Annotated in this window: 14 protein-coding genes and 1 pseudogene; all 15 read right to left on the bottom strand. The window is 42.4% G+C overall.

The features are described 5' to 3' along the window. Nucleotides 1–28: 28 nt before the first annotated feature. The 15 genes and pseudogenes from NSQ49_RS22600 to NSQ49_RS22530 all read right to left on the bottom strand — a co-directional run bounded on the left by NSQ49_RS22600 (nucleotide 29) and on the right by NSQ49_RS22530 (nucleotide 14,638). Nucleotides 29–715: a copper homeostasis protein CutC gene (locus NSQ49_RS22600; protein WP_159862998.1), complete on the bottom strand. Its 687-nt coding sequence runs from the start codon at nucleotides 713–715 to the stop codon at nucleotides 29–31. Between the two features lie 39 nt (nucleotides 716–754). Next, on the bottom strand, nucleotides 755–1,771 hold the full coding sequence (locus NSQ49_RS22595) for an asparaginase (protein ID WP_159862997.1): 1,017 nt from the start codon (nucleotides 1,769–1,771) through the stop codon (nucleotides 755–757). A gap of 28 nt (nucleotides 1,772–1,799) precedes the next feature. Further along, nucleotides 1,800–2,954, bottom strand: coding sequence for an ROK family transcriptional regulator (locus NSQ49_RS22590; RefSeq protein ID WP_159862996.1), 1,155 nt, complete (start codon nucleotides 2,952–2,954; stop codon nucleotides 1,800–1,802). Between the two features lie 231 nt (nucleotides 2,955–3,185). Then, complete coding sequence (locus tag NSQ49_RS22585; protein WP_251284194.1) at nucleotides 3,186–4,073, bottom strand: sugar phosphate isomerase/epimerase family protein; 888 nt, start codon at nucleotides 4,071–4,073, stop codon at nucleotides 3,186–3,188. A gap of 1 nt (nucleotide 4,074) precedes the next feature. Then, on the bottom strand, nucleotides 4,075–5,136 hold the full coding sequence (locus tag NSQ49_RS22580) for a Gfo/Idh/MocA family oxidoreductase (RefSeq protein WP_159862995.1): 1,062 nt from the start codon (nucleotides 5,134–5,136) through the stop codon (nucleotides 4,075–4,077). 5 nt (nucleotides 5,137–5,141) lie between these two features. Beyond that, entirely contained in the window at nucleotides 5,142–6,050 is a 909-nt protein-coding gene (locus NSQ49_RS22575) for a sugar phosphate isomerase/epimerase family protein (protein WP_341071358.1), read from the bottom strand. 230 nt (nucleotides 6,051–6,280) lie between these two features. After that, nucleotides 6,281–7,249 carry an ABC transporter ATP-binding protein gene (locus NSQ49_RS22570; protein ID WP_251284193.1) on the bottom strand — a complete coding sequence of 323 codons (969 nt, stop codon included), beginning with the start codon at nucleotides 7,247–7,249 and terminating at the stop codon, nucleotides 6,281–6,283. Next, entirely contained in the window at nucleotides 7,242–8,231 is a 990-nt protein-coding gene (locus NSQ49_RS22565; RefSeq protein ID WP_251284192.1) for an ABC transporter ATP-binding protein, read from the bottom strand. Before NSQ49_RS22565 ends, NSQ49_RS22570 begins: the two co-directional genes overlap by 8 nt. 15 nt (nucleotides 8,232–8,246) lie before the next feature. Next, nucleotides 8,247–9,143 (bottom strand): ABC transporter permease, encoded by an 897-nt coding sequence (locus tag NSQ49_RS22560; protein WP_251284191.1) that lies wholly within the window; start codon nucleotides 9,141–9,143, stop codon nucleotides 8,247–8,249. A 12-nt stretch (nucleotides 9,144–9,155) separates the two neighbouring features. Further along, nucleotides 9,156–10,079, bottom strand: a complete 924-nt coding sequence (nikB, locus tag NSQ49_RS22555) for a nickel ABC transporter permease (protein WP_159862991.1) — start codon at nucleotides 10,077–10,079, stop codon at nucleotides 9,156–9,158. A 73-nt stretch (nucleotides 10,080–10,152) separates the two neighbouring features. Continuing rightward, complete coding sequence (locus NSQ49_RS22550) at nucleotides 10,153–11,736, bottom strand: glutathione ABC transporter substrate-binding protein (RefSeq protein WP_251284190.1); 1,584 nt, start codon at nucleotides 11,734–11,736, stop codon at nucleotides 10,153–10,155. Nucleotides 11,737–12,108: 372 nt separating this feature from the next. Continuing rightward, nucleotides 12,109–12,322 (bottom strand): annotated as a pseudogene (locus tag NSQ49_RS22545) (phosphonate ABC transporter permease); the annotation flags it as partial. Then, entirely contained in the window at nucleotides 12,300–12,686 is a 387-nt protein-coding gene (locus NSQ49_RS22540; RefSeq protein ID WP_236566152.1) for a PHP domain-containing protein, read from the bottom strand. The gene NSQ49_RS22540 and the pseudogene NSQ49_RS22545, both read right to left, overlap by 23 nt. A gap of 328 nt (nucleotides 12,687–13,014) precedes the next feature. Next, nucleotides 13,015–13,194, bottom strand: a complete 180-nt coding sequence (locus NSQ49_RS22535; RefSeq protein ID WP_159862989.1) for a twin-arginine translocase TatA/TatE family subunit — start codon at nucleotides 13,192–13,194, stop codon at nucleotides 13,015–13,017. Between the two features lie 40 nt (nucleotides 13,195–13,234). After that, nucleotides 13,235–14,638 carry a metallophosphoesterase gene (locus tag NSQ49_RS22530; protein WP_251284189.1) on the bottom strand — a complete coding sequence of 468 codons (1,404 nt, stop codon included), beginning with the start codon at nucleotides 14,636–14,638 and terminating at the stop codon, nucleotides 13,235–13,237. Nucleotides 14,639–14,678: the final 40 nt, after the last annotated feature.

The raw sequence follows: 14,678 nt of genomic DNA, 5'->3' as shown, positions 1-14,678 counted from the left end.
CTCCCATTCCGTCAGAGCCCTTTTCACATTAAGCACCGATTATTTTCTTTATGTTTAGCACCCTCTCAGGATCAATCGCATGCTCATAGCTGGATTTCACACGGACTCCTGTACCAAAATGAACTTCAGTAACAGGCACCTCATCCAAAAATGCTCTAATATTTCCAGCTGATAGACCGGCACCAGCCATAATTTTCAAATGACTATCAGCCGTGAGCTCATGAAGGCGCTTCAGTCTTTCTGCGGCATCTGCAGCACTTTTCCGGCCTCCGGATGTAAGAATTCTCGAAATTTGCGGATACTGCTTTAGACTTTCCAAAGCCGCAAATTGATCATCGGCCTCATCAAAGGCGCGATGGTAGGTAATATCCATTTCGTCTGCTGCATCGATCAGCCGCTTTAAATGATCGTTATGTACTTGATGGTCAGGTGTAAGAACGCCAAGCACTATACCTGCCGCTCCTAGTTTATTGCATACTTTAATATCCTGAATCATAATGTCAAGGTCTTCCTCCGAATAGCAAAACCCGCGGCTGTGCGGACGGATCATTACATTTACCGGAATCTTTAATTCCTTGCACACTCTTTCAATAACGCCATAGCCTGGTGTCAGACCGCCCTCTGAGAGCCCGGTTACCAGTTCAATTCTGCCTGCGCCGGCTTCCTCGGCAATCAGCGCATCACTCAGCGTGTCAGCTATAACTTCTATTAACATGTGTATGTATCTCCTTTAATCGTGAGTTCTCATTAGCTGCTATTTTAAAGGCATTTTCTCAGACTGGAAGATTTCTAGTATAGTCCCGACTTCCATACCTGCGTCATTTCGTATAACCGATGGCCTTAGGTTTCTCAGTCTTTTTATGGTTTCATGATTGCTGTATTGTAGTTGTTCAAGAATAGATGCTACAATGTTTGGCCAAACGTCCTCAGATCCACTTAACACTTTAAGGGCAAATCCAGTACGTTCTTTTTTAAGTCCAAAGCAATACACACCCTGTGCTCCACCCTTAGCAACAATATTCTTGTCTTCCAATAAAATCGAACAGATAAAATGCTGTGAAGCAACCATATTAAACTGATTATTCATAATGGCCGTCATCTTAATAACTGCCTGCTGGAGCTTAGCATCTTGAATCAGATCGGGACAGGCAAGCTTTAGGTATACCTCGGACATCTTTTTTAAAGGAATGGCAAAAACGGGAGCACCGCAGCCATCAATACCAATATGAATAGCCGAGACCGGGATGCCTGCTAAATGGGAAACTATCTCCAGGATATGCTTTTGCAGCGGATGATCTTCTTTCCAGTATCCCTCCACAGGCAATCCCCATTCACGGCATACTGTAATAAATCCCATATGTTTGCCTGCGCAGTTGTGAAAAAGCTTTCTTTTCTGAATCCCTTTTTTGATCATCTCTTCTCTTGGCTGTATATTTAATGGATAAGAAGGAGGGCAATAAAGCTCCTCTTCCTCTACCGGGAGTTTTGCCAGCATGGACTCCAGAGCCGCAATATGGCAGGCTTCTCCCCGGTGGGAGGCCGTAAACAATGCCGCTTCCTGCTCTGTTATATTATACTTATCAATGATGTCAGTCAGAAACACAGGCAGCGCCTGGATTGGCTTAGAAGCAGAGCGAAAGTATGTGTAATGCTCTACATCACCAACATGATAAAAGGATTCCAATTGATCATTCACACCGCAGATGATTCCTGTATGAATATTCTCAACCAATCCTCCCCTGACTTCCTCTACTAACGCAGTGTATTTCAATTCAGGTCTCTCCTTAAAATGAGCTTAACTACTCAAGCTCCAGCATAAGATTTTGGGCCTTTATGGCTGCACCAAGAACAACTCCGTTATCACTTAATTCCGAATAGACAATCCTCACTGATTGCTTCAAAGGCTCCCAAATATATAACTCACATTTTTGCTCAATAGCTTCCTTCATTTCAGGCAATTTTTCAATCGTATTGCCGCTCAAAATAATGACTTCAGGATTATAAAGACAAAGGAGATTGCTGATGGCCAATGCAATATATGTGGAGGCTCTATCCATAATATTTACTGCCCAGGGCTCACGGTCCCGGTAGGATTGGAACACATCTTCTATAGAAGAAATATCCTTCACCTTCCTGCTGTCAGCAAGGATTGCTCCTTCCGATATATAGGTTGCGAGACAGCCTATCTTGCCGCAATTGCAGACATTTCCTGTAGGATCAATCACGGTATGCCCTATTTCCCCTGCATTATTGGTTTCCCCTCTGTAAATTTCACCATTAAGCATGATAGAAGAACCAATTCCTGAACCAATTCCTATTAATATGGAATTCTGTGAATTCTTTGCTTTGCCTGTAAAGCTCTCTGCCACAATCTTCATTTTCAATTCATTATCAACTATGACATTAAAAGAGGTAAGCTTTTGCAGATCTTCAGCCAGGCTTGCATCTTTCCACTTTAACTGATCCGATACCTTTACAATCCCGTTTTTATAATCAATATATCCAGGTAAACCGACAGCGAGGCCCAATATTTTAGCTGCAGGTATTTCGTTTTCCTCCATGATCTTTCGAATGACCTTGTCTATTTTATGAAGCGTTTCGATATAACTTTCTGATTCATCTCTTTTACTCTTATGTAACGAAACCATTTCTCCAATATAGTTGACAATTCCAACCTTCAGGAGCGATTTGTCAATTTCAATGCCAATTGTATATAACACATCACCGCGTACTTCCAGTAAGGTTGCTTTTCTCCCTACTCCTGAGGCAACTGCTTCTGTTTCCCTCAGGTATCCTTGCAGCTGAAGCTCAGTGACAATTCTTGTTATGGAGGTCGGGCTCATTCCCGTCATTTTCGCAATTTCAATTCTTGATATAGGAGACTTAGTCCTTATAATATCAAGAACCAGGTTTTTATTTTGTCTTTTCATTAAAAGCTGATCGTGTTTCTCCATTATCCTACCTTCTTTATGCCTGCAGATTTAGACTTCCAACTCTGAAGGTGCATTTAAAGAATCGTGTTGACTCTCGCCTTCATGGGAAAAACCAACATCATCCTTTAAAACTTGAGCACTATTCTGTGCAAGTCCCGTAAAGCTTCCAAAAGAAAACCTCACTTATCCTTTTGGAAGCTTATATTGGAAATCCCCATCTCATTATACACTTTGTTCAAAGCATGAATCCATTTACCTAAAGCTTTTAATGAATCCTACTGCTTCCGTAATATCACGGAAAGGATCTTGGTCCACTTCTCTTTCAATCGTTAAGTAGCCTTGATAATTAATCTCGTTCAAAGCATTGAAGTAAGCCTGGAAATCAACGTTTCCTTTTCCGAGCGGAAGCTCTCTAAAATATTCACCTGAGGCAACCATTTCAGCAATTTTCTCGTGGTCTGTTCCGCCTCCATATCCAAGGAACCCGTATACATCACGGGGATCAGCAGGCTTAAGCCTCTTTCCATCCTTCACATGTGTATGGACAATATAATCTTTTAAAAGCTTAACGCCGACTGCCGGGTCATCTCCTGTTACCATCACCATATTCGCCGGATCAAAATTTACTGATACCCCATTCGTGCTCAGGGTATCAAGAAAGCTTTTGAGCCTGGAGGATGGTTCTGGACCTGTCTCAATGGCAAAATAGGCATTCATGCTGCTTGCATAAACAGCAAGTTCTTCACAAGCTGTCTGCATGGCTTCATAGATGTGGCTGTTCTGCTCCTCAGGAATAATGCCAATATGCGTCGTCACTATATTTGTTCCCAATTCTGCAGCGAGATCCAAAATGCGTTTTGATTTTTCGATTTTAACCTGGTTTTGATCAGCATCCTGAAACCCATGCCCTCCAAGGTCACCGCAAAGGGCAGAAATTTCAAGACCCATAGATTCCAAGTAGCTCTTAAGCTGTTTCCGGGAGTTCTGATCCATATTTTCAGGAGCCATTGCTCCTTCAACCGCATATATTTGTACCCCATCAGCCCCCATATCTTTGCAGACCTTAAGTCCTTCGTATAAGGGCAGCCTGAGGCTATCCAGCATCACACCAATTTTATTTGCGAGTTTTACAGTCTCCATTTTAAGCAAACGTCACCTCACTTCTCTTATCTGCCGCTTCATAAATGCCAGCGAGGATCTTCATCATTTCTACTCCATCTTCAACAGGCGCCAAAGGATTGGTTTCATTTATGCAACTTGAAACAAAGGAATCAATCTGATTCTGAAAGGCATTGGCAAAATCAAATGTTAAATGATCCATCTGCGGATGAATATTTAAAATGGTGTTATTTTCTTCACTTACAATGGCCAATTCAGGCTCCAGTTCTGCTCCGCCTTTTGTGCCATATAATTTGATGCCGATTTCATCTTGTTTTGCATGAAGTGTATAGGATACATCGACAAATAAAGATGCACCGTTTTCAAACGTAATCAGGGCATTTGCCAAATCTTCTACTGTATTACGGTCTTTTTCATAATCTGCTGCTTTATAAAAGCGTAGATTTTCGACATTGCCTCTGTTCCCCAGCTTGCTGTATACATTCCCGGAAATCGACTTCACTTTTGGTCGGCCCATCAGGTACCAGCATACATCGATGACATGGACACCCAGGTCAATTAAGGGACCTCCCCCAGAGCGATCTTTATCTGCAAACCAGCCACCGGGATTACCCAGACGGCGCAGGCATGATGCTTTTGCATAGTAAATATCGCCTAAAGTTCCTTTATCAGCAAATGCTTTCAGCACTTTTGTATTTGTCGCAAACCTCCGGACGAAACCAACCTGCAGGGTTTTTCCACTATTCCTTACAGCTTCTTCCACTTTTAACGCTTCTTCCACATTCATGGCCAGAGGCTTTTCTACCAGAACATGTTTCCCAGCGTTTAGGGCTCCAACAGAAATTTCGGCATGGCTATTATTCCAGGTGCAAATGCTTACTGCATCAACATTCGGGTCACTATACACCTCTTCTATATTCCTATATACACGTCCTATTCCATACTCCAGCGCCTTCGATTCCGCTCTTTCCGAAGAATAATCAAAAACCCCGTACAGGACAGCATCAGAATTATTGGCAAAAGATTTGAAGTGCATATCAGATATGGATCCGGCTCCTATAATACAGACTCTTAATGGCTCCACTTTCTTCACCCTTTCAAAACCGGCTTGGATTCATTCACTGCCTGCACTTCATTCCATAATCTTCTTACATTATCCATGCCAATTTTGGAACCAGTCCTGCAATCTTCCATGCCTTCAAATTCCACTGTTAAATAACCGTCATAACCTGAGCCCTTTATTAATCTGATAATCTCGCGAATATTTAAGTCGCCGTGGCCGACGATGGCTCCGCGCAGATAGTTTTCATTTACAGTCCTGAACCAGACTCCATCACCTGGGTTCTCAAAATATGGGCGAATATAGAAATCTTTTAAATGGACTGTTGCTGCGTATTTTAGATTCTTTTTCACCCCAACAAGCGGATCCTCATCGATGCAAAGAAAGTTGCCGACATCGAGAGTTGTTTTAAAGTTAGGACGGTCCACCTCATGAATGACCCGCTGTACCCGGTCGCTCGATTGGACATTGAATCCGTGGTTTTCAATGGTTGTCGTAATGCCGTATTGTGCTGCGTAATCTGCAATTTGACGACTTCCTTCTACCAGCTTATTAAAATGCTTTTCAAAGTAGTGAATCGTCATTTCTTCCGGCTTCAGCTGAAATGCTGTTACATCGTGGCGCATAATCTTAATGCCCATTAGATTAACGATATCCACATGCTCTTTCAGCCGCTCCACTTCTTGCTCGAATGCTTCCTGTGTCGGCTGAACAAAATTGGCTGGCAGGGAATAGGCAGAAAGTTCAATTCCGGCTGCTTCTGCTCTTTTCTTAATTTGAAGTGCCAACTCCACATTATCTACAACTGAAAACCCATAAGGGACAATTTCCATATGCTCCCCGCCATTTTCGGCAATCCAGTCAATGACATCCAGAACCGTCATATTGCCATCTCTTAATTCTCTTACTAAACTGTACGTGCTAAGCCCAACCTTCATGAAAATCCTCTCCTATTTCCAGTATTTTAATAGTAAATTTCAGGAATGCTGATATACCGCCTAGTGGCCGATATTTTAAAAATGTGACCGAAAAAATTAACTTCTGACCGATATCTCCTAAAAATGACCGATATATTTAAAAGTTGACTGTTAAACAGGGCAAAGTGACCGATAAATGCCTGCAGAGCGTAAAATCCTTAAGAAAAATCCCATTGAATCGGTACGTTTGGCTAATCCATTAAATGACATGCAACAAAATGATCATCAGCCAGCCCTTTTTTCACCTCTGGCTCCACGGTTCTGCAAATATCCATACAGGAAGGACATCTCGTATGAAAGCGGCACCCGGAAGGAGGGTTAACGGGACTCGGCAAATCTCCCTGCAGGACAATCCGCTCCCTTCTCAGCCTTGGATCCGGGACTGGCACAGACGATAGCAGTGCTTTTGTATAGGGATGCTGCGGATTTGAGAAGATGACATCCTTTGGTCCAGATTCCACGATGGTGCCAAGATACATGACCCCGATGCTGTCGCTGATGTGTTCCACAACACTTAAATCATGAGAAATAAATAGATACGTGAGATTAAATTCGGTCTGCAAATCCTTTAATAAGTTAAGGATTTGAGATTGAATGGAAACATCAAGAGCAGATACAGGTTCATCAGCAATGATTAGCTTGGGCTTCATAATCAGCGCCCTGGCAATGCCGATCCGCTGGCGCTGGCCGCCGCTGAATTCATGGGCATACCGATCTGCATGATGTTCAGTTAGGCCTACAACTTCAAGCATTTCACTGACTAACCTATTACGTTCCGCTTTTGATAGTTTCGTATGGATCACAAGTGGTTCTGCAATAATCTCTCTGACTTTCATTCTTGGATTAAGAGATGCATAGGGGTCCTGAAAGATCATTTGCACCTTTTTCCTTACCAATTTCAGCTGTGATTCTTTCTTTTGTGAAATTTCTTCGCCATCAATCCAGATCTCACCTTGGCTGGGAGTCAGCAGCCTTGAAATCAGCCTTCCTGTAGTAGACTTGCCACAACCGCTTTCTCCAACGAGACTGTATGTAGTTCCCTGCTCAATGCCGAACGACACATCATGAACCGCCTTTAATGATCTCTTTTTGGCAAACATGCCACCCGGAAGCGTGAAAGACTTTTTCAGCCCGTTTATTTTCAGCAGTGTCTCAGGCATATACATTTTTCCTCCCTTCTTCAATCATCCAGCAGCTGCACTTTCTCCCATTTCCCAAATCCGTGGCATTCGGCTCTTCCTCAAAACAAACAGTCATGGCCTCATTGCATCTTGGAGCAAACTTGCAGCCTTTCGGCATATTGCCGGGATCGGGCACATTCCCTTTAATGGATGTCAGTTTATCCTTCCTCTGTCCGATCTTTGGAACAGAACCTATCAGTCCTTTCGTATAAGGATGCTTCGGGCTTTCAAATAACTCGAATACATTCGCTTCCTCTACTATCCGGCCTGCGTACATTACGGATACCCGGTCACACATTTCTGCCACGACCCCCAAATCATGGGTAATCAATAGAACGGACATTCCTTCCTCCCGCTGCAGCTGTTTCATCAATTCAAGTATCTGAGCCTGAATGGTTACATCCAATGCAGTCGTCGGCTCATCTGCTATTAAAAGCTGGGGATTGCAGGACATGGCCATGGCAATCATGATCCTTTGCCGCATCCCCCCGGACAGCTGATGTGGATATTCATACACGATTTCTTCAGCCCGGGGGATTCCGACTTTCTTTAAGATAAATATCACATGCTCCTTTGCCTGTTTTTCGTTTATATCAAGGTGCAGCCTGATGGGCTCCAGCAGCTGTTCCCCTATTTTCATTACAGGATTTAATGAAGTCATCGGCTCCTGGAAGATCATGGCCATTTGTTTTCCGCGGATCTTTCTCATTTCCCTCTCTGTTTTTTGAGTAAGATTTTCACCTTTAAAGTAAATGCTTCCTCCAGATATTTCTCCGCTAGTGCCTTTAAATAATTTCATGATCGACAGGGAGGTTAGACTTTTGCCGCAGCCGGATTCCCCTACGAGTCCAAGTACCTCTCCTTTATTGATATGAAAACTGACACCCCGCAAAATCTTCAGTTTTTCTTTATCCTTTGTAAATTGCGTCTCCAGCTCGCTTACCTGCAATAGCTTCTCCATTTTCTTCAATCTCCCCTATTCATTCTTCGTTTTAGGGTCCAGAACATCCCGGAGCCCATCTCCGACAAGATTGAAAGCAAGTACTGTCAAAAAGATAGCTAATCCCGGCATCATGACAACATGGGAAGCTGTTCCTAAATAATCACGTCCAAGGCTGAGCATAGCTCCCCAATCCGGAGTTTCAGGACTGGCACCGAGACCTAGAAAGCTCAAGCTGGAGGCCGCTAAGATTGCCGTACCAATTCTCATCGTAATAAACACGATTAAGCTTCCAAGAGTTTCAGGAAAAATGTGCTTGAACATAATCCTCCGGTGCGAAGCTCCCATTGATTTCGCTGCTTCCACAAAGACGGTCTCTTTCCCCTCTAATGTCGAGCCCCTCACCAGTCTTGCAAAGGAAGGGATGCTGAAAATGGACACGGCGATCACCACATTTGTTAATCCCGGTCCTAAGATGGCCACAATGGCGATTGCGAGCAGCAGATCCGGAAACGCAAACATGACATCACTGCCGCGCATAATAAGACGATCCAGCCAGCCCCCAAAATAGCCGCTCATTAATCCAAGAATGATTCCTCCAGCCGCTCCCAGAAAAACAGCCAGAAAACTGACACCCAGCGAAATTCTCGCACCGACAAGCAAACGGCTGAAAATATCGCGTCCGTATTCATCCGTGCCTGCCCAGTGTTCCTTGCTTGGGCCCTGAAGCGTTGTGTTGTAATCCGGCTCGTAAGGGTCATAGGGTGCAATATACGGTCCAATAATCACGATGATGATCAGCAGCAGAATAAAAAAGCTAGCCCAAAATGCTGTCTTTTGCTTTCTCCAATTTTTAAAAAATTCTTTGACAGGTGAGTACTTTTTCTTTGGAATCACTGGCGTATAAGCATTTACTTCTTTTATGATTTCCATGATTCCCCTCCTCTAGGAAACGTAGCGAATTTTCGGATTCAGCATACTGTACATAATATCCACGATTAAATTAACAAGAATAAATTCAATGGAAAAAAGCAATAGCTCAGCCTGAATGACCGGATAGTCCCTGAAGGCAATAGAGTCGATCAGCAATCGTCCCATCCCCGGAAAACTAAATACGGTTTCTACCACTACTGATCCTCCAAGCAGGAAGCCAAACTGCAGCCCGGCAATGGTTACAACAGGAATTAAAGAGTTTCTAAGTGCATGCTTTGGTATAACAATGGATTCCTTTAACCCTTTCGCTCTTCCTGTCCGGATAAAATCGGCTCGTAACGTCTCAAGTAAAGATGACCGGGTAAACCTGGCAAGCATGGACATGATTCCTGCCCCTAAAGTGAGGGAAGGCAATATATAGCTTTTCCAGCTCTCAGCCCCGCCTGTTGGAAACCACCCAAGCTGGACGGAAAAAATCTGAATAAGAATCAAACCCAGCCAAAATCCCGGCATGGAAATTCCTGAAACGGCTGTGACCATTCCGAAATAATCCGGCCATTTATTTTTGAATACCGCGGACAGTGTGCCAATTAACAATCCAAGTACCAAAGCCCAGCCCATACTCATGAACGTTAAATAGATGGAGGGCATAAAACGGTCTGCAAACATCTCTGAAACCGGGAGACCTGTTTTTAAGGACGTCCCCAGATCTCCTTGAAACAAATTGCTCATGTATGTAATGTATTGATCCCAAATTGGTTTATCGAGCCCCAGCTCCGCCCTGATTATATTGACCTCTTCAAGAGTTGCATCCTTTCCGGCAACTAATCTGGCGGGATCTCCAGGAATTAAATGAGTGAAGAAAAAAATCAATATGGAAACAATAAATAGAATCGGGATCATTTCCAGGATTCTCTTCAAGATATATTGAAGCAAAATGAAACCCCCTTTTTTAGAAGGAAGAGGCATTGGATATTGTCAGCCTTTGCCTCTTCTGCTAGCCTTGCTGTTACTTAAGATTTGCGTCTGTCACATTAATTCCGCCTGTTGGAGAAATGAAGACACCTTCGACATTCGACCTTGAACCAGCCAGAATCTCATCTACCCCAAGGAAGATCCAAGGTGCATCTTTGTAGATAGTTGATTGAATATTATTGTAGACTTCTGCCTGCTTGTCGGGATCTGCTGTCTGATTTACCTCTGTGATCCACTTATCTACATTATCATTTTTGTAATAAGCAGTATTCGCTCCGTCCGGCGGGAATGAACTGCTGCTGAACAATGGCTTCGTTGCATTGGTGGTGTCGGATGGGTATGCAGACCAGCTGACATACCACATTTGTACCTTTGCTTCTTCCGGTGTCTGAGCACCATAAATCTCATCTGATAATGTGCCTTCTTCCATTGATTTAATCTCCACCGTAATGCCAATTTCTTTTAACTGCTGCTGGATAAACTGCATTCCCTTCAATGTGTCGGAATTGGTGTTGCCCCAAATTTCAGCTTTGAAGCCATCTTCAAATCCAGCCTCTTTCATTAATTCTTTTGCTTTCTCAATGTTGTGATCATAGGTTTCCTGTTTAGAATAAAACTGGGTTTTGCTCGGAATAATCGAGTCCAGCGGCAAGCCGTACCCGGAATTGACAACACTTATAAATGCCTCTTTATTTACAGCATAGTTAATGGCCTGGCGAATTCGGACATCATCATATGGTTCTTTCATCGTATTGATGGATACATAACGGGCAATTGTGGAAGGAATTTTATGAATTTCAACATCTGAATTGCTCTCCAATTCCTTTAAGTTTTGTACGGGTGCCGGATAAATCACATGTGCTTCACCTGTTTTAAGCATAGCTACTCGAGAGCCATTTTCCGGAACAGGCTTGTACGTAATCTTTTTCACGCGATCAGCCTTCTTCCAATAATCATCAAACCTTTCAACTGTTAAATGGTCCCCTTGAACCCATTCCACAAATTTAAATGGACCGGTGCCAACTGGTGTTTTGGCGATATCGCTTGAGGAATCATTGATCAGCTTCGGGCTTAAGATTTTAGCGGAAACAAATCTTGTCAGCATTCCTGCATATGGTTCTTTTAAAGTGACTTTAATCTGATAATCATCAATCACGTCAATGCTGGTGATAAGATTAAATCCGCGGCTGTTTAACCGGAGGCTTTCATCCTTCATAATTCTTTCAAAGCTGGTCTTAACCGCCTCTGCATTGAACGGCTCTCCATCATGGAAGGTTACACCCTGGCGGAGCTTGAATGTATATTCGAGTGCATTATCACTGACACTGTATTCCTCAGCCAGCTGCGGAATGATTTGCCCTTCTTCATCTGATCCCAGCAATCCCTCTAACATAGCTGTCTGGACGGAATTTGAATTCGTATCTCCCGTATTATGCGGGTCCATTGAAATGAAGTTTTCATTAACAGCAATGACTAACTCCTGATCCTTGCCGCTTGCTGATTTCCCTGAATTCTCCTTTTCAGAAGTACCACCGCTTTCTTCGCTGGAACAGCCAGCCAGTAAAATGGCAAACACAAAAGCAACAAACAGCATTTTCCACACGTTTACCCTTCTCAAATTGCTTTCCCCCTTGAACATGTTTGTTTTTGTTGTTTTTCACAGTTGTTTTATCTAAAAGAGCTTAAAATTGACAATTATTTTCACCATGTTAGTAAATATATTAAACAACCTATGTATTTTCGGTATAAAAAGGTTATTTACATATTATTTTCTCCACTGGTGAAAATAATTAAATTTATTATAGATTGATAATCTTGTAATTTCAATAGTGTATTCAGAAAATTTTATATTTTTTTAATTTTTATCCAGGTTTTATCTATTCTTTTTCAAAGATCTTGATACCTAAAATTTGTCAACAGTAAGATTAACAGGAAAACAAAATATAAAAGACCAGGCACATCAGTATCTGGTCAAATAATGGCTTATTCACTATGCTGTTTTCAGCTTTCTCTTAATCTTAGCAACAAAGACTTCAAGGATTACTGCAACGGCCAAAAAAATAAGTAATAGCCCCAATTTCCCTCGTATCCAGGTAAAAGCTGCTTGCCATGAACATGTCAAATCCAATTCCGCCGGCTCCTGCTGCTGCTCCCATGGCAACGGCTACTGCAAAGTTAATCTCAAAGCGGAGAAATGTCCAGGCGTTCCCATGTTATGCTGTATCCTGCTGAAATCAGCCTTTGAACCATTTCATAAGAGAGCTTATGCCTCCGCTCAACAATCGGCTGGCACAGCGATTCTATTGCCTTATGCCCAGGTTCGATAAAATAGCCCAGAATGTGCACCCGGCGTCCCCTGTCAAAGTCAAAAGCAGAAATTTCAATACCGGGGATCACCACCACTCCATACCTTTTTCCACGAATAATTGCTTCCTGCAGCCCCTTTGTCGTGTCATGGTTTGTAATGGCCAAATGTGTAACCTCATTGGCAATGGCCAGATTCAATACTTCATCAATCGAAAGTGGACAATCAGAAACATTTGTATGGCAATGCAGCTCTGCTTTCATTTCATTCCTCCTATTCAAAGCCTTTTATAATAAAATAACTTGGTGCCATGTCAAATAGGTTAATGGGATGTAAATTTCTGTTAAGAATATGTAATTCTCATTTTTGATTTTTCAGTTTGATAGAACTGCCTTATTAAAAACCCGGCATTAAAGCAACTGACCGATAAATTGTGAAAGTGACAGATATACCGTGAAAGTGACTGATTTATGCTAGTTTTGTCCGATAAACTCTCGAAAGTGACCGATATCCCCATTTGGAAGACAGCTTTTTCAAGAAAATCTTCACGAAAAAGGCCAACTCCCAAAAAGTCGGCCCATTTCTGTTGTATTATTTAGTTTTGCTGCTGTCTTCCTGATTGTCTGACAGCAATTCTTTTGTTGAACTTTTAAATTCCCTCAAAGTCGAGCCGAATGCTCGGCCAATTTCCGGCAGCTTCGATGGACCGAAAATGATAAGTGCGATAACTAATACTAATATTAGTCCAGGTATACCTATATTTTGCAGCATGTTCATCCCTCCTGCTGAGTATTGTTACTAACCGTCTTGATCAAACGGTTTTTGCGGCAGCCAATGTTTTTGTCTTCCCTAAAGCTCTTAAAGGCCTCTTACATACATTCCCATAAGCATCAAGTGCATGCACCTCAATTTGATAGGCTGTATTTGCCTCTAATCCTTCAATTGTTAACGTCAACGGGTTTGGCACAGGATCTTTATAGAATTCCGAGAAAGCAAGAAATTCCTTCACAACTTTCTCTGAATTTGCATGTCTTGCCACTACCTTGTAGTCATGAACCAGCAGGTCATCCTTGGCTTGAGTAAACATAATGGCTATGCCAGTGGCTGAAGTCATTCCATGATTAATGGAAAGCATCGCATCTTTTGTAAAAAAAGGTGCCTGCTTATCCCTGTCTTCTGTGTAAGAGAATTTCCGCTTATTTGCCGGATAGTTTATTTCAAATGGCTCACCTGTCCAATCATTATGATGAATATCGCGTCGCCTGATCAGCACCTTATTATTATGTACTTCTACAATTAATGCCTGATTCAGGACATCTGCACCCTCAGGCACTTCCCCTTGAATTCTGCCGGCATCCAGCCACAAATAGGCGCCAGTTGAGGTTCCAATTGAAGTAAAATCCTTCTGGTGAATGATTCTCGGGTCATCAAGAGGATAGTGCGTATGACCGGAAAATGAGATGACTTGCGGATATTCCTTTAAAGTGTTGTAAAAAAGGTCTCTATTTTGAGTAAAGCCCCATTCGCTCCCATAGACCGTCCCTTTAATCGGCTGATGGTGAAAGACAAAAATTGGCTTTTTCCAATCATCTTCATGTGCAATCTTCAGCTGCTCACCCAGCCAATTAATTTGTTCAACGGAGAATGTGCCCTCTGTTAATCCATCTTCTGTTCCCAGAATGATAAAATGGCAGCCTTTGATTACCTTGTGATAGCAGATAGATTCCATGCCTGTTTTTGTTAGGAATCGCTTTTGTGCATCTGCTGTTGATAAGCCATTCCAATAGTCATGATTCCCGATGGCAAACATGGAAACGGTACCAGGCTGTTTGTGGGCATTATAAGCTGACATAAACTTATCGAATTCGGATTCATATCCATAATCTGTTAAATCCCCCACAACCAAAAACGCATCCTGCTTCGGAACAGCCTTATTTAGTTGTTCTAAAGTTGTTATAAACTTTTCGAGTGTTTTATTGCTGCTGTTATGTATATGAATGTCACTAATTACCGGGAAAACTAAATCCGGTTTCCCAGCAGAATTCATAATCGAAGCAGAAGAGGCGGCACTTGCTGTTATTAAATTAAGAGAGTTAGCAAGAGATAATCCAATTGTTGCACTGGCAGCTAAGGTAGTTTTTTGCAAAAAGGCACGGCGATCCATTTCTTTTTTAAATATATTTCCATCTCTTTGTCCAGTCCGATTATCATTCATGATTAATAAATTCCTTCCCCAATTTATCCATATTCCTCTT

The organism is Cytobacillus sp. FSL R5-0377 (genome assembly GCF_038004385.1).
GTDB lineage: Bacteria > Bacillota > Bacilli > Bacillales > Cytobacillaceae > Cytobacillus.
The sequence above is the reverse complement of the archived record's forward strand: the minus strand, read 5'-3'. Positions and strand labels throughout refer to the sequence as shown.